Genomic DNA, 19,337 nt, shown 5'->3' with positions numbered 1-19,337 from the left:
CATGAAGAAAGTATTATTCATTCTATTTGCACTATTAACAACAACTGTTATTAATATCAATGCTGACGTAAATGGTCCATCACCTTCCTATGCCGCAGAAAGAGAAGGGTATTCAAAAATGTACGTTACAGCTCAAAATCAGGACGCCCATATATCAATGGTTATTGAAGATCAAAATTTCATGGAATATACTATCACCAGTGGTTTTTATAGTGGAGGTCCATGGGTTTACTTTGTTGAACATGGAAAGTATAAAGTTGTTTCCATAGATAAGGGATATAGAGTCTCTTGTAATGGATCTACAGTTCAAGTAGGATCTGTCATAACTTTTAGCGGCGCAACTGGGCATATTGGATTTTACGTAAATAATTGATCTAAAAATGAATATCACGATACTCAATGTTCTCCGTGACATTGAGTATCTCTGATCGGATAAATGAAGAAGATGTATCTCACTAGCAATATTTTATGATGAGATTATCCCAATAATTCATTCATTCTTGTTATATAAGAGGGGCGGAGCGTTTATCGTTCCGTCTCCTCTCTTTTTATCTTACACGGTACTCGCCCTGCAAATATCCTTCCGTCAACCAAACCGCTCTCCGGCCATCTTTTTGATTACCATAGAGCATTTACCTTGACACACCTATTTTCCAAACCTAGCGAAATAGCGAGAAAGCAGTAGCAATAAGCACCCCTTTTTGTTAAAATACAGCGTTTTCCACACACAATAGGTGCCGGAAGCCTGCATAACTAGTCGTATTAGGCAACGCCGATACTGCCGTTGGGCATCGTAAGTAGTCAAGAATAGGGTTATGAGTAGTCGCGAATGGGCATTCTTACCCTGTTATAACCCTATTGTAGCACCGTTTTTCTTCCCTTCCTGCCCCCAAAACATGAAATACGATGAATAAATTCCGCTAGAATAAAAGGCCGTTATTCAACATTAGCCTATCAACCAATCGATTGTCGTTTTTTTCTTTCGTTTTCGGGAGCATACCTTACCTTTACCCGAAAGAATCGATTCTCCATGACTTAAATTTACAAACTGTCACTTTGCTAAAAGACGCAAGACAAGGAGATGTCAAGTATCCGTGAAAGATGATACATCCTACAACAGTAAGATCATACATCTTACGGCGATAAGATGCTACAACTGTATCTTGCATCCTCAATGGAAATAAGTTCGTGCATTAAACTCCATAATCAGACGTTTTAAGCTGAATAACGTCGTGAATATTGCGACGTTTCTCCTGTTCTAATGTCGCATCAAGTACTTAAAATATGTAAGCCATTATGACCGGCCGCTGACTAAAGAGAATATTTGTGCATGGCAGGCCGCATTCTTCCAACCGGTTTCAGTGAGGGCTCGCAAATAGAGATTGGCCGGTATCGCACCCATGAGGAGCATATCGTTTCCTGTATGTTTGGACGGGAGAAAGAGGGCATGCGAAACAGACGCATCCGAAAATTCTCATTCGCATCCACAAACAGCGTCTAATCCGCATCTGAAAGTTCCTCCGAAACAAGTGGCACCTATACCACTCAAATCGATTTATCCCAAGGAGATACTTACTCAATCATCCTAAACGCAGGACCTCGTAGTGTTATACCTGTCTTGAAGCTATATGCCTCAAACGGAAAAGAAGAAGCTTTTAAGGTGGTACTGAATTAGTCCCCAGACATGTCCCCATGAGAGAGTATATCTTCTCTAATACAGTCCCCACACATAGGTACAAGATCTGTATTACAAAAGAGAAAAGTTTATAGCACAAGAAAAACTTGGTGAGGGGTATATAAAAACAAACCAGATAGCTTGACGAGTCAAGGGCTACCAAAAGTAAAGAAGTAAACTATCGGGGTGCGCTTTAAGACGCAAAGTTTGCTATTTTTCTCGCCAAACCGGGAGGGATTGCCAATACTTCGGGAATCCCATATCTTTAAGTTCGAGCAGATGACAATCAGACTTAAGCAATTCTTTGATATGCTTTTTGAAGTCGCTACCGGGACTAATGATGTCAAGGATATAGGCGATACAGGAAAGCACGGCAAACAACTTGTTTGTGCGAATTTGTCCGATTGTGGTTCTATCCATAAACAGATAAAGAGTGTTGTATGGTAAGGTCACGCTGACCATAAAGCGGCGATTCCAAACGCGGCTGTGGTGAGCGCAACAGTTGCGAAGATTGGATATGGCGTGTAGCCAATTCTCCAAGATAGCCACTTTCTTCAAGCCGAATTGTTCGGTGATATCCTCTTTGCGGTTGTCTAACTTTAAGGATTGGAACAAACGACTCAATGTGGTAAACGACACCACTTCGAGCGCCATCCAACTTGGTGGCATCGGCGGGTCATTGTATTTGGAGTTGTAATGCTTGATAAAATCCTCGTTGCTACGGTTTACGTCCGCTTCGATATGTTCCATCAAGTCGTCATAGCCGAAGCGATACAAACTTTCATCATCGTACCAATGGCTATTGCCTGTGCTTTCGGCATAAACTTGTACAACCTTTGTGCGTACTGCCACTTCAATCTTTTCAATTGCATTGAAAATGAGTGAGCGCAGTCTGCGATCGAAGCAATAAAGGGCAATGATGTCCTCAAAGTGAATATCTTTACGGGTAAAGTTATGGTCGCAATCTTCACCGTTCTCTTGGAACGGATAAGTGTAAGCACGAAGCCGATAGTAGCTAATGTTGAAAAGATAAGAGGTTGCCTCGCTTTCATCATCGAAAATAAGTCCCCGTTGTTTTAGCCGTGCAATTTGCTCGGCGATAGTCAACGGCTTCTTTGTATAATCAATTTTATCGGTCAATTTTATCAGAAGTTACCATATAAAAACTCGAAGACCTCCCCGGGTGCGCTGTTCTACGGGAAGCGTGGGAGGTCATATTGCTTGCGAAGGTAATACTTTTATCTGAATCTACAAAGGTTATACAAAAAAGTATTTGTGCATTACGTTTTTTCTATAATTCAGTCCCCTGCAAGGGCAAGGCATTTTGAATAAGTAAATAGTGGTTCATCACACCATCCCCAACGTCTCGAACATCCCCCGGTAAACGGCGGCCTTCTCCTCCAACGGCCTCGGATAAGCTCTAGAGGATGAAGGCATACGGAACAGCCTCATCGTCCTTCCCATACAAGAAAATTCCGACGAGAAGCCCACTTTCGGCTCCTCCGTGCCGGGCAATACGGAGAGGAGGGTATCCATCGCTTTCTGCCCGGTTACCACGATCGCCACGCATTCCGGTATCTGGGACAAGACCTTCTCCAGATCGATCGGCCGTACCACCTCAAGGAACTTATCGGAGGCGTTCGCTTTCAAGCGGATCACCTCCATGGCGGTATCACCGATCCCGATCCCCTTCTCCCGGCAGAAAGCCTTCGCCTTCTCCTCGCTGAACGCCTTCTTGTCTCGCAGGAACGCATCCTTGTTCCCATAGAAAATCAAGCCAAGGATGCGCCACATATCATTCTGGATATTCGGGTAATAAAAATCCATGCTCCAACGAGCTTTTGGAGGCGGGAAACTTCCCAGCATCAGCAATCTCGTATTCTCCGGGAGGAAGAAACCTAGCGGATGCAGCTCGGTGGTCATGCTTCCTTGTTCTTTTTGAGTTCCTTCTTCTGGTCCTCTTTCGCCAGAAGCACGACGTTATACACGAAGTCCGTGATCCATTGCTCGGAGTAGCCTAGTTTCTCGGCATACTTACGCACGCTCCACGCGGCCTTCTGCACGCTGATATCCTTCCACTCGGACTTGGTCAAGATATCGTGAACCGTCTTCGTCGTCATATTATACAGCAACTTCTTCACCAGCATGGAGAAGCGGAACTTCCACTGCATCAGATTACCAAGCAAGTTGAACAAGTCATTGCAGAAACCTTGGAACATGAAGAAATACGTCTTGATATCGTTCTGGTTCTTGCAGTTCTTCTTCACCGAGCTGTCGATCTCCTTGAAGAAAGCCTCGCTTAGGCCGTAATCCTCCATCAACACCTTGCGCACACGGGATTTCTCGGCGACACCCAATTTGTTATTCTGGGTCGGTATCTTCAACATGCGTTTGAACAAAGCCATATCGGCGAGCATGTTCAAGTTGGTGATACCCAAGTTCACAGCCATAACGGCTTGATAATATACACGGATTAAAGATACGAACTCCTCCACGGAACCTTTGCCGGCCTCTTCCGCCTCAGATACGTTCTTCTTGAATAGCTTAGAAATAAAATTCATCGTACGATTATTAAATAGTTTCGAGCCGCGAATATACGAAAACTTACCGCCAATGCAGAATAACTATTCAATTCTCTCCACCGTAACCTCCGGAAATTGCTCCATCAATAGCAACAGTGGACTTTCCTCCGTGTTTTTACGGGCCTTCAACACGATGCTGACGACGTACTCGTCCTTCTCCTGATGCCCCAGTCTTTTCATGTCATAGCTTACCAGCAGGAAACCTTTCTCGTAGATAACACGGGCGATCCGGTTGATCGCCTCCTTGTCGGAGGTAGAGAATACCACCAAGGAACTTCGCATCCCAATGCTTTTAAAAATAACGCTCAACAGCTCCAGCCCGGCGAGCGTCAACAAAGTGGCGGCGATACCGAGCCCGTACATGCCTGAGCCGACGGCCAGACCGATACCGGCGGTCGCCCAGATACCGGCGGCGGTAGTCAATCCCCGCACGAATTGTTTCTGGATGATGATCGTACCCGCCCCGATGAAACCGATGCCACTCACCACTTGGGCGGCCACACGGCTCGGATCGAGACTTACGCTATTCTCTAGGATGACATCTTGGAAGCCATATTGGGAGACAACCATGATCAACGCGCTACCCAACGAAACAAGGAAGTGAGTCCGGTAACCCGCCTCCTTCGCACGGTACTCACGGTCTAGCCCGACAACGGCGCCCAGAATACCTGCCACGAAAAGTCTTAGTATGAAATCCCACATCATAATCAACGATCTTTTAGGTTTTACCCCGAAAGATAGGAATTATTTATTGATTCAGCCGCCATTCACGGTGATAAGAATCGATCGCCTCCCGGACGGAGCCATGTAGGAGCAGGAGATTCTTGCTCTGCTCGTAATCCAGACGAAGCTCTTCCATGATCATACGGGTGCCACGATCCACCAATTTTTGGTTGGTCAGTTGCATGTTCACCATCCGGTTCCCCTTCACCCGGCCAAGCTTGATCATCGTGGAGGTCGTGATCATATTCAGCACCATCTTCTGGGCCGTACCGCTCTTCATCCGCGTACTTCCGGTGACGAACTCCGGACCTACTACCGGCTCGATGGCGATCTCCGCCTCCGCCGCCATCGGGGAGTCCGGGTTGCAGGAGATAGAGGCCGTCAGGATTCCCTCGGAGCGTGCCTTACGCAGGGCGCCAATCACGTAGGGAGTCGTACCCGAGGCGGCTATCCCCACCAAGGTATCGTTCGTATTGATATGATATTGTTGAAGTTCCTCCCAAGCCTTATCCAGATCGTCTTCCGCCGACTCCACTGGATTCCGGAGCGCCCGGTCACCGCCGGCGATCAAACCGATCACCAAGGTATTCGGCATACCGTACGTGGGAGGGATCTCGGAGGCGTCCAAGACACCCAAGCGACCACTCGTACCCGCCCCGATATAGAAGAGCCTGCCGCCTCTCCGCATCCGCTCTACGATACGGGTTACCAGCTTCTCGATCTTCGGGATCTCCCGGCCAACGGCGATCGCCACTTTCCGGTCCTCGTTATTGATGCCTTCCAGCAACTCCCGGACAGACATCTGATCCAGATTATCGTACAACGATTCCGACTCGGTTATCTTTTGAAATGCCATAACTCATTCATTTTTTTCTTCGTTCGTAAAATGATACCGGATCAATCCGTTCATGGGAGCCTGTACGACCGTACCGACCTTCAAGTCTAAGGATAAGGCCGCAGCTTTCAATACCTCCTGATAATAATAGGCGATAGAGCCTACGAAATGAATCGGGTACGTATCAGCTCCCGGATATAACGCCACGTTACGGAGGAAAAAGCTACGGAAACTCGTATAGACCAAATTATAAATCGGTTGCTCGGTGATATTCTCCAACAAGAAACGGGATAAGGTAGCCAAGAAACGATTCGGGAAAGGTTGTTTATATACCCGCTCCAACAATAAGGCGGGCGTCAACTCATATTGATCCATAAACTTCTGAACCAAAGGCGCCGGCAACTGACGCTTCAAGCAATCCCCTACCAATAACTTCCCGAGCACGGCGCCACTACCCTCATCCCCCAGAATGAATCCCAAGGGAGAGATATGCTCCGTTATCTCCGTCCCGTCATACAGACAAGAATTCGATCCCGTCCCCAATATACAGGCGATTCCCGGACGGCTCCCGCATAAGGCACGAGCAGCCGCCATCAAGTCACTATACACCTCTATGGGAGCCGGGATATAAGGCGTAATCGCCTCTTCCACGATCCGGTTCTTCTCCGGGAAGGCGCAACCGGCGCCATAGAAGTAAATGGCATCGATCCGCTCACCCCTCAACGCAGGCAATAAGGCACCCCGGATTTCTCCGGCAATCTCCTCCCGTGTCTGGAAATAAGGATTGGTACCCGCTGTCACGACCGTACGGACCGGTCTGCCTTGATCCGCCAGGCACCACTCCGTCTTCGTAGATCCGCTATCCGCAATTAATATCATATACTTATTTAGAATATTAAGTTCTGGAGAATATATACCACCGCGCCGGACAAATATCCCGCCAAGGCCAACAGAGAGATATTCTTCAAGTACCAAATAAAATTGATCCGTTCCAAGCCCATCACGACGACTCCGGCGGCGGAACCGATGATCAACATACTTCCACCTACTCCTGCGCAATAAGCCAAGAACTGCCAGAACACGCCGTCTTGCACGAAGTTCGCCAGATAAGCCGGATCAGTCGCCGCAGCCACCATAGCGTCCGTAGCCACCGGGTACATACCGATAGCCCCCGCTACCAACGGAACATTATCCACGATAGACGATAAGGCGCCGATAATCAGGTTCACCGCATACACATTGCCTACCGTATCGTCCAGCCAGAAAGCGAAATCCGACAATACGCCGCTGCAACGCAAGGCATCCACCGCCAAAAGGATTCCGAGGAAGAATAACAAGGTCGCCCCGTCTATACGGTGAACCACCTTGGACAAACGCAATTTCAAGTCCTCGTCGATCGGTTTACGGGCGTATAGCATCTCCGTATAGAACCAAAGAATACCCACTCCCATCAAGATACCCATAAACGGGGGAAGATGAGTAACCGTCTTGAATACAGGCACGAACAATAAACACAACACACCGATGATCAAGATCGATAACTTCTCCTTATCCTTCAATTTCTTCAGCAACTCATTGTCCGCCTCCATTTGCGAGAATGCGTTAGGGGGCGTCACGTTGCCATGCAAGAAACGCATGGCGATCAAGACCGGGATCAACGCCGATACGATACTCGGCAGGATCAAATGGGGGATCGTGGATGAGGTGGAGATATTTCCCCTTACCCAAAGCATGATCGTAGTCACGTCGCCGATCGGTGACCAAGCGCCACCGCTATTCGCCGCTATAATAATGATACTGCCGAACACCCACCGCTCTTTATAATTCCCGAGCAACTTACGGATCAACATGATCATGACGATCGAGGTGGTAAGGTTGTCCAACACGGCCGACATAAAGAACGTGATCACGGCGATCAACGCCAGCAGTTTCTTCTTTTTCTTCGTGGTAATATGATTCGTGATAAACATGAAACCGCCATGGGCATCGATCAGCTCCACGGTTATCATCGCCCCGATCAGGAATATAAGTGTCTCGGCGATCTCTCCGATACTATCCAGAACCTGATGCTCCACGACGAACCGGGTACATTGTTCCTTAAACGTTAAAGAACCCAAAGAGGGGAACGATTCCAAGAACAAGCTGAATTCCTCTGCCGAGGCCCTCGGGATGAAAAACGGGGCCGCGTACGTGTACATAACCCATAAGACCGTACCGATAAGCAAAGCCGTTCCCGCCTTGTTTATCTTTAGAGGATGTTCCAATGCGATCATCAAATAACCGACAAGGAACACAATGACCATTGCTGTCAACATAACTTCATGATTTAGGTTTAAACGCTACAAATGTAGAAATAATAACTCTGTAACACGATAGAAAAACAGAATGTTTTTTAAGATAATTTTACCAAACATGCGAAAGGAACCGGACTACTCCGATTCCTTTCCTATTCTCTCGAGGGAAAACTATAACCCCGAAACAATTCACTCTACAACCAACATCTTATCACCCACGGAGACCTTGTCCGTCTCATTGACATACACCTCTTTCACCACTCCATCGATCGGCGTACGGATCTCGTTCTCCATCTTCATGGCAACCAATACGCAAAGCGGGTCTCCCGCCTTGACCTCATCGCCTACCTTGACATATACCTTCTGGATCACGCCCGGCATCTGGGCCTGTATGACCTGACGGCCGACCGTCTTGGAACTGGTTCTCGACAGGCGTAATTTCTTCAACTCGTCAATCACCTGTACTTGGAAATAATCACCTTTATTCTTTACCTCATAGGTGGAATCTCCAACACTGGATATTTGTACGCCATGAGATTTATGGTTCATGATGATCGAGTGGATCGTATCTCCGCCCAGATTGTAATCTACATCATAAACGGTACCGTTTACGGATACTTTCTTGATAGGCCCGTCTTCCAGAATCTCTACCTTGAACTCTGTGTCGGGAATATCGTTAACCGTGGCAAAATAAGTCGCTAAAGCCTTTGACATAATCATTCCTCCTCTCATTAAAAGTTATTGGCCAACATTTGTAACTTCCCGTAGTGTTTCCACAGGGACTCCCCTACCAGCGGAACGGTCGTCGCACGGGCGGCCGCCTCTTTCTCCTCCTCGTAATGCTTCAAGGCGGCGGCGATCACGGCTACGGTCGGGTCGCTGTTCTGGCGACGTTTCAAGTCTTCCTTATCGAACTTGGTGTCGATAAAGGTCGTATCGTAATTCCCCTTCAAGAAGGTCACGTTATGCAACACACGCAGGTGGAACGGAATCGTTGTCTTGATTCCCAAGATCTTGTATTCCCGCAAGGCACGTATCATATTCGAGATGGCGGACTCACGGGTCCGGCCCCATGTGCAAAGCTTGGCGATCATCGGATCGTAATGCAAGGACACCTCGAAACCGGCGTAAGCGGCGCTATCCAGACGTACGTTACGTCCCTCGGGAGCCTCACGCACCTTGATCACGCCCGGAGAGGGCATAAAGTTATTTTCCGGGTCCTCCGCATAGATACGGCATTCCAAGGCATGCCCCCGGCAAGCCACATCTTCCTGCTTATAAGGCAGACGATTTCCTGCGGCCACCAAGATCATATCGCGAACCAAGTCCACGCCCGTTGTCTCCTCCGTCACCAGATGCTCCACTTGAAGGCGGGTATTCATCTCGAGGAAATAGAAGTTCTGGTCCTTATCCATCATGAACTCCAACGTCCCGGCACTGTAGTAACCGATTTTCTTGCAAGCCTCCACCGCTACGGCCAACATCTTCTGGCGAGCGGCCTCCTTCACGAATGGAGAGGGCGCTTCCTCGATCACTTTCTGGTTACGGCGCTGGATAGAGCACTCACGCTCATACAGATGGATCACGTTCCCATATTTATCCCCGAGTACCTGCACCTCGATATGATGGGGGTTCTCGATATACTTCTCGATATAGATGGCGTCGTTTCCGAACGAGTTGGCCGCCTCGGAACGAGACATACGGAAAGCCGCTTCCATCTCATCCTCGCTATGTACCAAACGCATACCCTTTCCACCGCCTCCGGCAAGCGCCTTTAGCATAATCGGATAACCCACCTCGGCGGCTACCTTCTTGGCATCCTCTATGTCCGTCACCGGCTTTTCCGTTCCGGGTACAACCGGCACACCGGCTTCTTTCATGATCTTACGAGCCTCGGTCTTGATACCCATCTTCGCAATCACGTCGGCGCTCGGGCCGATAAAGATCACGCCCTCCTCCTCGCAACGACGGGCGAAGTCGGCGTTCTCCGACAAAAAGCCGTAACCCGGATGAATGGCGGCTCCTGTCTTCTTGGCGATCTCAAGGATCAAGTCCGGCTTCAAGTAAGAGGTATCCGCTTCATCTTCCGAGATGCAGTAGGCTTCCTCCGCATAACGTACATGTAATGCTCCGCGATCCACATGCGTATAGATCGCTACGGTTGGGATGTTCATCACCCGGCAGGTGCGGAATATCCGCATCGCTATCTCGCCACGATTGGCTACTAATACTTTCTTTATCATAAGGATTCGTTTTTAAAGAGGAATATTGGAATGCTTCTTCGGAGGATTGGATTGCCGTTTGTTGGCCAGCAACTCAAAACTACGGATCAAGCGGCTGCGTGTGATAGACGGCTCGATGATCTCGTCTACATAGCCTAACTCAGCGGCCCGGTACGGGTTAGCGAACTTCTCCCGGTAATCGGCTTGCAATTCCTTCCGTTTGCCTTCGGGATCTTCCGCGGTCTTCAAATCCTTACGGAACAAGATATTCACGGCACCATCCGGTCCCATGACAGCGATCTCGGCGGTTGGATAAGCGAAGTTGATATCGCCCCGGATATGCTTGGAGCTCATCACGTCGTAAGCGCCGCCGTAAGCCTTTCGGGTAATGACGGTCACTTTCGGCACGGTAGCCTCGCAATACGCATACAATAACTTAGCGCCATGACGGATAATTCCCTCGTACTCTTGGTTCACGCCCGGCAAGAAACCCGGTACATCCACCAGCGTCAACAACGGTATATTAAACGCATCGCAGAAACGGACGAAACGGGCGGCCTTTACGGACGCGTTGATATCCAGCGTACCGGCCAACGCGGCAGGTTGATTCGCCACGACACCGATCGTCTTTCCATTCAAACGAATATAACCGATAATGATGTTCTTGGCATATTCCTCTTGTATCTCGAAGAAGTTTTGATCATCAGCCACGGAAAGGATCAACTCTTTCATGTCGTACGGCTGGTTGGGATTAGTAGGAACCAGCAGATCCAATTGCGGATCGATGCGGTTCGGGCTATCGGTAGTAGGAACGAATGGCGGCTCTTCCATATTATTATTCGGCAAGAACGACATCAACTCACGTATCTTCAAGATACAATCCATATCGTTATCCGCCGTGCAATGAGCCACTCCGGAACGGGTGCTATGCACTTCCGAGCCTCCCAGATTCTCCATCGTAACCTCTTCTTGCGTCACGCTTTTCACGACCTCCGGGCCGGTGATAAACATATAGCTCGTTTGTTTTACCATAAAGATAAAGTCCGTCAACGCCGGCGAGTAAACCGCTCCACCCGCACACGGGCCCATAATGGCGCTAATCTGCGGGATCACGCCCGAAGCCAACGAGTTCCGGAGGAATATCTCGGCGTATCCCGCCAAGGAACGAACTCCTTCTTGAATACGTGCGCCTCCCGAATCGTTCAACCCGATCACCGGAGCGCCTAGTTCCGTTGCCATGTCCATGATCTTACAGATCTTACGGGCATACGTCTCGGACAAGGCTCCACCGAATACCGTGAAGTCCTGAGCGAAAACAAATACCGTGCGTTGCCCGATCATTCCGTAACCGGTGACCACGCCATCCCCTAATGGACGCTGTTTTTCTAAACCGAACTCATGGCACGTATGTGTCACGAACTTGTCGATTTCCACGAAACTACCTTTTTCCAATAGTAGTTCGATTCTTTCTCTAGCGGTTAGTTTACCTGCCGCATGTTGCTTCGCGATGCGGTCTTCTCCGCCCCCTAACTCAGCTTTGTGGTTGAGAGCTTTTAATTGTTCAATTTTTTCCTTCATGGCGTATCTCTTTAATTATCCGGGAAACGTTCAATATATTAGAAAACAAAGTCTGTAAATGTATTGTTTCCTAAAGAAACGAAATGTATCATATATTACATCTATCGCCCGATCAATGAGATCTATCAAGAAGGATATTTTTTAGTAAATACTGAAATCTTGCGGCTTGATCACGAAACCGATCCGCAGCATGCTTTTGTATTGATTGTATTCCAAAAGGTTCTCACCGTAACCATTATAATATTGCAGGAAGAAATATTGGTTCTCGTTATTATTAAACTTATAGCTCAACTCGATCTGAGTGTTAAAGCTGAACCAAGTCTTTCGTTTGGTCAAGATAACCCCGCAGTTAAAGCGCCTGTTGTCTGTCCGGTAATTGGCGGCTACTTGGAATATACCATTATATTTAAGGATGTCTTTATTTTCCTTACCGTCCACGATCGGTATCCAGCCCTTGAATTGAACTTCCCAGTTCTTATTCAACAGGACAGCCGCCGCTAGGGTGATCTTGTTCCAACTTCGGGAGAAGATGCTATCTTTACCGTTCGACTCGTGCTCGACCATCAAATAGCCTTTCCCGATATATTTATTCTTATGCACGATAAGGTGCCCCAAACCGATACCCGGATTAAAATTCAAGTCGCGCATCGGCAAGGACTCTTGAAAGACATTCCAAAAAGCCTTTTGCGTGTATTGCAAGAAAAGATAGGTATCGAAGGGGAGTTTACTTTTCGTAAGACGCTGGGCGATGCTCAACTGGAATTTAACGTCGGAGTTTCTCGCCGTAGGCTTGTTGCCGATAGGGATACCGCCAATAAAATAATTGTCCTTGAATAAGGTAAAATAAGGTGACTTATCCAAAATCGCACGAATACTATCCGCATTATAACTCTCTTCCGGCCCTTTCGCTAAAACTTGCGAATGTGCCATACCGCAAACAAGAAGGAAGAGAAAGGATATAATCGTTTTTTTCATAAATGATCTTAAATTATAAATATGTCCGCGAATATAGGGGAAACGGCAGTTGGCTTTATCGCCCAAATTACATGAATAATGGTCATTTCACCTATGAATATAATATATAAACCAAAATTCAAGAGGTTAGTTCATTTTTCCTATATTCGCGGCTATGGAAGAAATCTATAGTTATTACAAAGAAAATATCGACGCTTATACACGGCGCTTGGGTAATTTGAAAAAGAAGATCCATTTGATGGGGAGTATCCGGTTGGCTTTAGTGGTGGGAGCGATCCTCTCCTTATGGATATTCAGGGATGAGAGTTGGCAATGGCTGACGGGGATCACCTTCGCTTATATCATCCCGTTCGCGCTCCTGATGTGGTACCATAATAAAATGTACGCACGGAAAGTATACGCCGAGACCTTGATCAAACTGAACGAGGATGAGCTAAAAGGACTAGACTATGATTTCAGCGCGTTCGACGGGGCGGCCGATAAGATCTCGGGCGAGCACTCTTTCTGCTTGGATCTGGATGTGTTTGGAGACCGCTCCTTGTTTCAATCGCTCAATCGTACCGTAACCGGGTTCGGGCGGGAACGACTGGCCGGTTGGCTCTCGAATCCCTTGACAGATAAGAAGGAGATCGTCAAACGGCAAGAGGCTGTCAAGGAATTAGCGGCTTTATCCGCCTTACGGCAGCATTTCTATGTGACGGGAATCATCCGGCAGGACACGCAAGATACGAGAGACAACGATATCAACTTTATGGACCGACTCACTCAGCGTAAGCATAAATTCGTTGATAGCCTACCGTGGAAACTATTGATCTGGGCGGTCCCAGTGTTGTGGATCGTATTGGGTATCGCTTACTCGCTGGATTGGATCAGCGGGAGTTTATTGAATATTTATTTCTTAATCACGTTAGTGATCGCTTACGGACGAGCCAAGGAAATCAATGCGCTTTACGCGACCGTCAATAAGATGGAGTCTATTTTCAATCGGTACTCAAAGCTGATGCAATGTGTGGAAGAAGATAATTTCCAGTCGGAAGAGCTGAAAGAGATCAGCGGGCAATTAGCGAATGAGAAGGAATTGGCCTCGCATGCTATCAAACGCTTGTCGTCGTATATCGGAGGATTAGACCAACGATTCAGTTTGGCGGGTATCATTTTCAATCTCTTCTACTTGCGGGATACACGCCATGCCATCCTTTTGGAACGCTGGATTCAGACTTACTCCGATAAACTTCCGCTTTGGTTCGACGCGCTGGCTCGTTTCGACGCGCTGAACTCGTTGGGTGGTTTCGCTTTCAACCATCCGGAATACATCTATCCGGAGATTGCCGACACTTATTTCCAAATGGAAGGCAAGGCTTTGGGACATCCTCTTTTGAACCGGGATGTCTGCGTAAAGAACGATATCGATATCCGCAAAAGTCCTTGGTTCCTGATTATCACTGGAGCGAATATGGCCGGAAAAAGTACATACCTCCGGACGATCGGTGTCAATTACTTATTGGCTTGCGTAGGCGCTCCGGTCTGTGCCGCCTCCTTGACGGTTTATCCCGCCCACATGGTTACCAGCTTGCGTACCTCGGATTCCTTGGCTAGCAACGAGTCTTATTTCTTCGCGGAGTTGAAACGGCTGAAAATGATTATCGACAGGCTGCAAAACGGGGAGAAGCTATTTATCATCTTGGACGAGATCTTGAAGGGAACAAATTCTATCGACAAGCAGAAAGGCTCTCTTGCCCTTATGAAACAGCTGGTCGCTTATAAGGCTTGCGGCATCATCGCCACCCACGATTTAGTGTTGGGTACTTTGGAGGAAGAGTTCCCGGAACAAATAAAGAATTACCGCTTCGAAGCGGATATAAAAGACGAGGAGCTATCCTTCTCTTATCAACTAAGAGAAGGGATAGCCCAGAATATGAATGCTTGTTTCTTAATGAACAAGATGGGAATCTTGTTTAATTGAAAATTGAGACAAGTGGTAAAATAACTGTCACTTGTCAACTGTCAACTACTTTTTGTATTTGGTTTTGATTGCGGGTAGGACTTTTTGGATTTCCGCTATACGAGTGGCATCACTGGGGTGCGTACTCATAAATTCCGGCGTAGAGCCACTCTTTCCGGCGGACATCTTTTGCCAGAAGTTGACTGCCACGTCCGGATTGTATCCCGCCATAGTCATGAATACCAATCCCATATAATCCGCTTCCGACTCGTGCTTACGGGAGAAAGGAAGCATTACGCCATACTGCGCTCCCACACCATATACTGTATTGGCCGCTTGCTGTACCGCCGCGCTCTTATTGCTTACGGCCGCACCTAAAATAGCCGCCCCATATTGGGCCATTAGTTGCTGGCTCATACGCTCATTGCTGTGTTTAGCTACGGCATGGGCGACCTCATGCCCGATGACCACCGCCAATTCATCGTCCGAGGAAACTAAAGGCAGCAATCCCTCGTACACCACGATCTTGCCTCCCGGCATACAGAAGGCGTTCACCTGCGGATCATTCACCAAATTAAACTCCCAAGAGAAGTTTTTTACCTCATCCGCCATCCCGTTCGCCCGCAAATAGTCCTCCGTAGCGGCGGCTATCTTCTTTCCGACCCGGGTTACCATAGCGCTCTTGTTCACGTTCGTCGATTTTTTCGCCGTCTTTATATAATCGTTATACTGGGTAAGGCTGGACGACAACACCTCTTGGTCCGAAACCAACAACACTTGCTTACGTCCTGTCAACGGTACGCTGGAACAGCCTGCCAATAAAAGCAAGGCCACGAATAAACTTGCTATTTTTCTCATATCCTTTTACTTGAAATTAAACCTGATACTCTCTTTTTAATAACGCAAAGATACTACCATTTTGTTCAAAACGACCACACCCTTTCGTTCTTTCTATAGGAAGTATTAGCCTTTTCTTTGAATGACATTCATCATCTACCATCCGTTGCATAATCATCTACCAATTGGTACATGATCTTCTAACAGCTGTTGCATGATCCTCCAACGGCTGATAGAAGATGAATATAAATAGATGAAATGCCTAACACTTACAGTGATTAAACCTAGACTAAGCAGGAAAATCCCTTACCCCCTACTTATATCAGAAAAAAAAGCCCTTGATTGTATATTTATTCAACAATACTCTTTATATTTGCAGCCTGTTTTGCATAAATATACAACATGAGTACAAAGAAGGAACGATTGGATGCCATTTGCGGTATTATACAGACGAAAGTGATAAGTAATCAAGAAGAACTGCTTAAAGAACTGGAAGATAGCGGATTCTCGGTTACGCAAGCTACGCTTTCCCGCGACATCAAGCAACTGAAAGTAGCCAAGGTACACGACGGAACCGGAGATTATGTATATCGCCTTCCCGAAGAGAGTATAAGCAAACAAGCACAGCCTGAAGGCAAGAAAAAGCCGAATATCGAGTTTTCCGGAAACTTGGCGGTGGTGAAGACACGACCGGGTTACGCCATGGGAATTGCCTCGGACATAGACTCCCATGCCCCCAGCGAGATACTGGCCACCATAGCCGGAGACGATACGATCTTGGTAATCCCCCGCAACGGTGTGAGCCAAGAGAAGGTGATTGCCGCTTTATCACATTTTATATAAAAGGAAAAAACTAAGAACAAACAATAAAATGGAACAAGAAATAGAAATTGATGTTATGATCGCTGATGCCTCTCACGAGGTATATGTGGATACGATCCTAGATACGATCGAGTCTGCCGCTAAAGTCCGGGGCACGGGTATCGCCAAACGTACGCACGAGTATGTGGCCCAGAAGATGAAAGAGGGCAAAGCGGTGATCGCCTTGGCGGGAAACGAGTTCGCCGGGTTTAGTTATATCGAGTCATGGGGAAACAAGCAGTACGTGACTACCTCCGGCTTGATCGTACATCCGAATTTCCGGGGCTTGGGTATCGCGAAACGCATCAAAGACATGACTTTCCAACTTGCCCGCATGCGCTGGCCGAAAGCGAAGATATTCAGCCTTACCTCCGGCGCTGCCGTGATGAAGATGAATACCGAGCTGGGATATGTACCGGTTACGTTCTCCGACTTGACGGACGATGAGGCTTTCTGGCGAGGTTGCAACGGTTGCGTGAACCACGATATCTTGGAACGCACCGAACGTAAGTATTGCATCTGCACGGCCATGCTGTTCGACCCGGCCGATCCGCATCGTGCGCAACGAGAGCGGGAGGCCCGTAATCAGACTAAAAAGGACTAAATTAATACGATAGAAAAACAACATAAAATAAAGAAACGATGAAGAAGAAAGTAGTAGTAGCGTTCAGCGGAGGTTTGGATACCTCATTCACGGTCATGTATCTGGCTAAAGAAAAAGGATACGAGGTATACGCCGCTTGCGCTAACACAGGTGGTTTCAGCGAGGAACAATTGAAACAAAACGAGGAGAACGCCTATAAGCTAGGCGCCACGAAATACGTGACGATCGACGTTACGAAAGAGTATTACGAGAAGAGCTTGAAGTACATGATTTTCGGAAACGTGCTGCGTAATGGTACGTATCCGATCTCCGTAAGCTCCGAGCGTATCTTCCAAGCCTTGGCGATCGCCCGCTACGCGAACGAGATTGGCGCCGACGCTATCGCCCATGGTTCTACCGGAGCCGGTAACGACCAGATCCGTTTCGATATGACTTTCTTGGTATTGGCTCCGAACGTGGAGATTATCACGTTGACCCGCGATATGGCCTTGAGCCGCGAGGAAGAGATCAACTACTTGAAGGAGCACGGTTTCGAGGCCGATTTCACGAAGTTGAAATATTCCTATAACGTAGGTCTTTGGGGAACCTCTATCTGCGGTGGCGAGATTCTTGATTCCGCGCAAGGACTGCCCGAGAGCGCTTATCTGAAACAAGTGGAGAAGACCGGCAGCGAGCAATTGCGCATCGAGTTCAAGAACGGTGAGGTTCATGCCGTGAATGGTGAGGTGTTCGAGGATAAGATCGCCGCTATCCAGAAGATCGAGGAGATCGGGGCCGCTTACGGTATCGGCCGTGATATGCACGTGGGCGATACGATCATCGGTATCAAGGGACGGGTCGGTTTCGAGGCTGCCGCTCCTATGTTGATTATCGGGGCGCACCGCTTCCTAGAGAAATATACGTTGAGCAAATGGCAACAATACTGGAAGGATCAGGTAGCGAACTGGTACGGCATGTTCTTGCACGAGAGCCAATATCTGGAACCGGTGATGCGCGATATCGAGGCGATGTTGCAAGAGTCTCAGCGTAACGTGAACGGTACGGCTATTCTGGAGCTTCGTCCGTTGTCCTTCTCTACCGTTGGCGTAGAATCTGAGGATGACTTGGTGAAGACGAAATTCGGTGAGTACGGAGAGATGCAGAAAGGTTGGACCGCCGAGGACGCTAAAGGCTTCATCAAGGTTCTTTCCACTCCGTTGCGTGTTTATTATACGAACCATAAAGACGAAGAGATATGATTAAATGCGGAATTATAGGCGGAGCGGGTTACACGGCGGGTGAATTGATCCGCCTGCTCCTAAACCACCCTGATGCCGAGCTTACATTTATAAACAGTAGCAGTAACGCCGGTAACAAGATCACGGACGTGCATGGCGGTCTTTATGGCGAGACGGATTTGGTGTTCACCAGCGAGTTGCCGTTAGATAGCATCGACCTTCTGTTCTTCTGTACCGCTCATGGCGATACGAAAAAGTTCATGGAGAGCCACACGGTCCCCGAGAACGTGAAGATTATCGACCTGAGCATGGACTACCGGATCGAAGGCCCGGAGCACGATTTCGTGTACGGCCTGCCGGAATTGAACCGCCGCCGGATTTGCAACGCCCGGCATATAGCGAACCCCGGTTGTTTCGCTACTTGCATCCAATTGGGCGTATTGCCGTTGGCGAAGCACTTGATGCTGAATTCCGACTTGCATGTCAATGCCATCACGGGATCGACGGGAGCGGGCGTGAAGCCTTCTTCCACCTCTCACTTTAGCTGGCGCAACGACAACATATCGATCTATAAGCCTTTTACGCATCAGCACTTGGCCGAGATCAACCAGAGCTTGAGCCAGTTGCAGAAGAGCTATTCAAGCCGGATCAACTTCATCCCCGTACGCGGTAATTTCTCCCGTGGCATATTCGCCACGACGTACATCGATTGCAAGATCGACTTGGTGGAGATCCGACGTATTTATGAGGAATATTATGATGATCACAGCTTCACGTTTATCACTGATAAGAACCCGGATTTGAAACAAGTGGTAAATACGAATAAATGCTTGATCCACTTACAGAAAATAGATGATAAGCTTCTTATCATCTCTATGATCGATAACTTATTGAAGGGCGCTAGCGGCCAAGCGGTCCACAACATGAATCTATTGTTCGGGTTGGAGGAGACGGTTGGCTTACACTTAAAACCCTCCGCGTTTTAAAAAATA

General features: G+C 47.9%; 18 protein-coding genes and 1 pseudogene. 7 read left to right on the top strand and 12 right to left on the bottom strand.

Annotation, left to right across the window (positions count from 1 at the left end):
* The first annotated feature begins 1 nt into the window (after position 1).
* Both NBH16_RS07865 and NBH16_RS07860 read left to right on the top strand, forming a co-directional pair.
* A complete protein-coding gene (locus tag NBH16_RS07865) occupies positions 2–373 on the top strand; it encodes a hypothetical protein (protein ID WP_034532378.1) in 372 nt (123 codons plus the stop codon).
* 904 nt (positions 374–1,277) lie between these two features.
* Positions 1,278–1,441: pseudogene (locus tag NBH16_RS07860) on the top strand (Fic family protein); the annotation flags it as partial.
* 444 nt (positions 1,442–1,885) lie between these two features.
* Here the strand turns inward: NBH16_RS07860 and NBH16_RS07855 are convergent.
* The 11 genes from NBH16_RS07855 to NBH16_RS07805 form a co-directional block, all read right to left on the bottom strand.
* A complete protein-coding gene (locus NBH16_RS07855) occupies positions 1,886–2,815 on the bottom strand; it encodes an Abi family protein (RefSeq protein WP_284705626.1) in 930 nt (309 codons plus the stop codon).
* A gap of 207 nt (positions 2,816–3,022) precedes the next feature.
* Positions 3,023–3,598, bottom strand: a complete 576-nt coding sequence (locus NBH16_RS07850) for a uracil-DNA glycosylase family protein (RefSeq protein WP_009018630.1) — start codon at positions 3,596–3,598, stop codon at positions 3,023–3,025.
* The gene (locus tag NBH16_RS07845; protein ID WP_005855249.1) at positions 3,595–4,236 is read right to left on the bottom strand and encodes a DUF8491 family protein; all 642 of its coding nucleotides are present in this window, start codon (positions 4,234–4,236) and stop codon (positions 3,595–3,597) included. The genes NBH16_RS07850 and NBH16_RS07845 overlap by 4 nt, the downstream gene beginning before the upstream one ends.
* 63 nt (positions 4,237–4,299) lie before the next feature.
* Positions 4,300–4,962: an MgtC/SapB family protein gene (locus tag NBH16_RS07840; RefSeq protein WP_005855247.1), complete on the bottom strand. Its 663-nt coding sequence runs from the start codon at positions 4,960–4,962 to the stop codon at positions 4,300–4,302.
* Between the two features lie 43 nt (positions 4,963–5,005).
* Positions 5,006–5,836, bottom strand: a complete 831-nt coding sequence (gene murQ, locus NBH16_RS07835; RefSeq protein WP_005855245.1) for an N-acetylmuramic acid 6-phosphate etherase — start codon at positions 5,834–5,836, stop codon at positions 5,006–5,008.
* A gap of 3 nt (positions 5,837–5,839) precedes the next feature.
* Positions 5,840–6,694 (bottom strand): ATPase, encoded by an 855-nt coding sequence (locus tag NBH16_RS07830; protein WP_005865617.1) that lies wholly within the window; start codon positions 6,692–6,694, stop codon positions 5,840–5,842.
* An 8-nt stretch (positions 6,695–6,702) separates the two neighbouring features.
* A complete protein-coding gene (gene nhaD / locus NBH16_RS07825; protein ID WP_121961111.1) occupies positions 6,703–8,130 on the bottom strand; it encodes a sodium:proton antiporter NhaD in 1,428 nt (475 codons plus the stop codon).
* A 168-nt stretch (positions 8,131–8,298) separates the two neighbouring features.
* Positions 8,299–8,823 carry a biotin/lipoyl-containing protein gene (locus tag NBH16_RS07820; protein ID WP_029257277.1) on the bottom strand — a complete coding sequence of 175 codons (525 nt, stop codon included), beginning with the start codon at positions 8,821–8,823 and terminating at the stop codon, positions 8,299–8,301.
* Positions 8,824–8,840: 17 nt separating this feature from the next.
* Positions 8,841–10,352 (bottom strand): acetyl-CoA carboxylase biotin carboxylase subunit, encoded by a 1,512-nt coding sequence (accC, locus tag NBH16_RS07815; protein ID WP_087345734.1) that lies wholly within the window; start codon positions 10,350–10,352, stop codon positions 8,841–8,843.
* 12 nt (positions 10,353–10,364) lie between these two features.
* Positions 10,365–11,909 (bottom strand): acyl-CoA carboxylase subunit beta, encoded by a 1,545-nt coding sequence (locus NBH16_RS07810; protein WP_005855235.1) that lies wholly within the window; start codon positions 11,907–11,909, stop codon positions 10,365–10,367.
* Between the two features lie 141 nt (positions 11,910–12,050).
* Positions 12,051–12,884: a phospholipase A gene (locus NBH16_RS07805; RefSeq protein WP_005855233.1), complete on the bottom strand. Its 834-nt coding sequence runs from the start codon at positions 12,882–12,884 to the stop codon at positions 12,051–12,053.
* Between the two features lie 154 nt (positions 12,885–13,038).
* On the opposite strand from NBH16_RS07805, the gene NBH16_RS07800 reads away from it, so the two are divergent.
* Positions 13,039–14,847 carry a MutS family DNA mismatch repair protein gene (locus NBH16_RS07800; protein ID WP_158532767.1) on the top strand — a complete coding sequence of 603 codons (1,809 nt, stop codon included), beginning with the start codon at positions 13,039–13,041 and terminating at the stop codon, positions 14,845–14,847.
* A 45-nt stretch (positions 14,848–14,892) separates the two neighbouring features.
* On the opposite strand, the gene NBH16_RS07795 is transcribed toward NBH16_RS07800, so the two are convergent.
* A complete protein-coding gene (locus NBH16_RS07795) occupies positions 14,893–15,684 on the bottom strand; it encodes a M48 family metallopeptidase (RefSeq protein WP_009276803.1) in 792 nt (263 codons plus the stop codon).
* 381 nt (positions 15,685–16,065) lie between these two features.
* Here NBH16_RS07795 and NBH16_RS07790 point away from each other — a divergent pair, with 381 nt between their 5' ends.
* From NBH16_RS07790 to argC, 4 genes are read left to right on the top strand one after another with little or no spacing between them, the layout of a single operon-like run.
* Positions 16,066–16,506, top strand: coding sequence for an arginine repressor (locus NBH16_RS07790; RefSeq protein WP_005865605.1), 441 nt, complete (start codon positions 16,066–16,068; stop codon positions 16,504–16,506).
* A gap of 28 nt (positions 16,507–16,534) precedes the next feature.
* Positions 16,535–17,128, top strand: a complete 594-nt coding sequence (locus NBH16_RS07785) for a GNAT family N-acetyltransferase (RefSeq protein WP_005865603.1) — start codon at positions 16,535–16,537, stop codon at positions 17,126–17,128.
* A 38-nt stretch (positions 17,129–17,166) separates the two neighbouring features.
* A complete protein-coding gene (locus NBH16_RS07780) occupies positions 17,167–18,366 on the top strand; it encodes an argininosuccinate synthase (RefSeq protein WP_005855223.1) in 1,200 nt (399 codons plus the stop codon).
* Positions 18,363–19,331: an N-acetyl-gamma-glutamyl-phosphate reductase gene (gene argC / locus NBH16_RS07775; protein ID WP_005855221.1), complete on the top strand. Its 969-nt coding sequence runs from the start codon at positions 18,363–18,365 to the stop codon at positions 19,329–19,331. The genes NBH16_RS07780 and argC overlap by 4 nt, the downstream gene beginning before the upstream one ends.
* The last annotated feature ends 6 nt before the right edge of the window (positions 19,332–19,337 follow it).

This window comes from Parabacteroides sp. Y3-G-102, assembly GCF_023656845.1.
GTDB lineage: Bacteria > Bacteroidota > Bacteroidia > Bacteroidales > Tannerellaceae > Parabacteroides > Parabacteroides distasonis.
The sequence above is the reverse complement of the archived record's forward strand: the minus strand, read 5'-3'. Positions and strand labels throughout refer to the sequence as shown.

Bases quoted from the DNA above. Each gene is read 5' to 3' on its own strand.
- argC (WP_005855221.1), top strand. From the start codon at position 18,363: ATGATTAAATGCGGAATTATAGGCGGAGCGGGTTACACGGCGGGTGAA.
- NBH16_RS07800 (WP_158532767.1), top strand. From the start codon at position 13,039: ATGGAAGAAATCTATAGTTATTACAAAGAAAATATCGACGCTTATACA.
- NBH16_RS07850 (WP_009018630.1), bottom strand. From the start codon at position 3,598: ATGACCACCGAGCTGCATCCGCTAGGTTTCTTCCTCCCGGAGAATACG.
- accC (WP_087345734.1), bottom strand. From the start codon at position 10,352: ATGATAAAGAAAGTATTAGTAGCCAATCGTGGCGAGATAGCGATGCGG.
- nhaD (WP_121961111.1), bottom strand. From the start codon at position 8,130: ATGTTGACAGCAATGGTCATTGTGTTCCTTGTCGGTTATTTGATGATC.
- NBH16_RS07790 (WP_005865605.1), top strand. From the start codon at position 16,066: ATGAGTACAAAGAAGGAACGATTGGATGCCATTTGCGGTATTATACAG.
- NBH16_RS07845 (WP_005855249.1), bottom strand. From the start codon at position 4,236: ATGAATTTTATTTCTAAGCTATTCAAGAAGAACGTATCTGAGGCGGAA.
- NBH16_RS07840 (WP_005855247.1), bottom strand. From the start codon at position 4,962: ATGATGTGGGATTTCATACTAAGACTTTTCGTGGCAGGTATTCTGGGC.
- NBH16_RS07805 (WP_005855233.1), bottom strand. From the start codon at position 12,884: ATGAAAAAAACGATTATATCCTTTCTCTTCCTTCTTGTTTGCGGTATG.
- NBH16_RS07820 (WP_029257277.1), bottom strand. From the start codon at position 8,823: ATGTCAAAGGCTTTAGCGACTTATTTTGCCACGGTTAACGATATTCCC.
- NBH16_RS07830 (WP_005865617.1), bottom strand. From the start codon at position 6,694: ATGATATTAATTGCGGATAGCGGATCTACGAAGACGGAGTGGTGCCTG.
- murQ (WP_005855245.1), bottom strand. From the start codon at position 5,836: ATGGCATTTCAAAAGATAACCGAGTCGGAATCGTTGTACGATAATCTG.
- NBH16_RS07795 (WP_009276803.1), bottom strand. From the start codon at position 15,684: ATGAGAAAAATAGCAAGTTTATTCGTGGCCTTGCTTTTATTGGCAGGC.
- NBH16_RS07785 (WP_005865603.1), top strand. From the start codon at position 16,535: ATGGAACAAGAAATAGAAATTGATGTTATGATCGCTGATGCCTCTCAC.
- NBH16_RS07780 (WP_005855223.1), top strand. From the start codon at position 17,167: ATGAAGAAGAAAGTAGTAGTAGCGTTCAGCGGAGGTTTGGATACCTCA.
- NBH16_RS07810 (WP_005855235.1), bottom strand. From the start codon at position 11,909: ATGAAGGAAAAAATTGAACAATTAAAAGCTCTCAACCACAAAGCTGAG.
- NBH16_RS07865 (WP_034532378.1), top strand. From the start codon at position 2: ATGAAGAAAGTATTATTCATTCTATTTGCACTATTAACAACAACTGTT.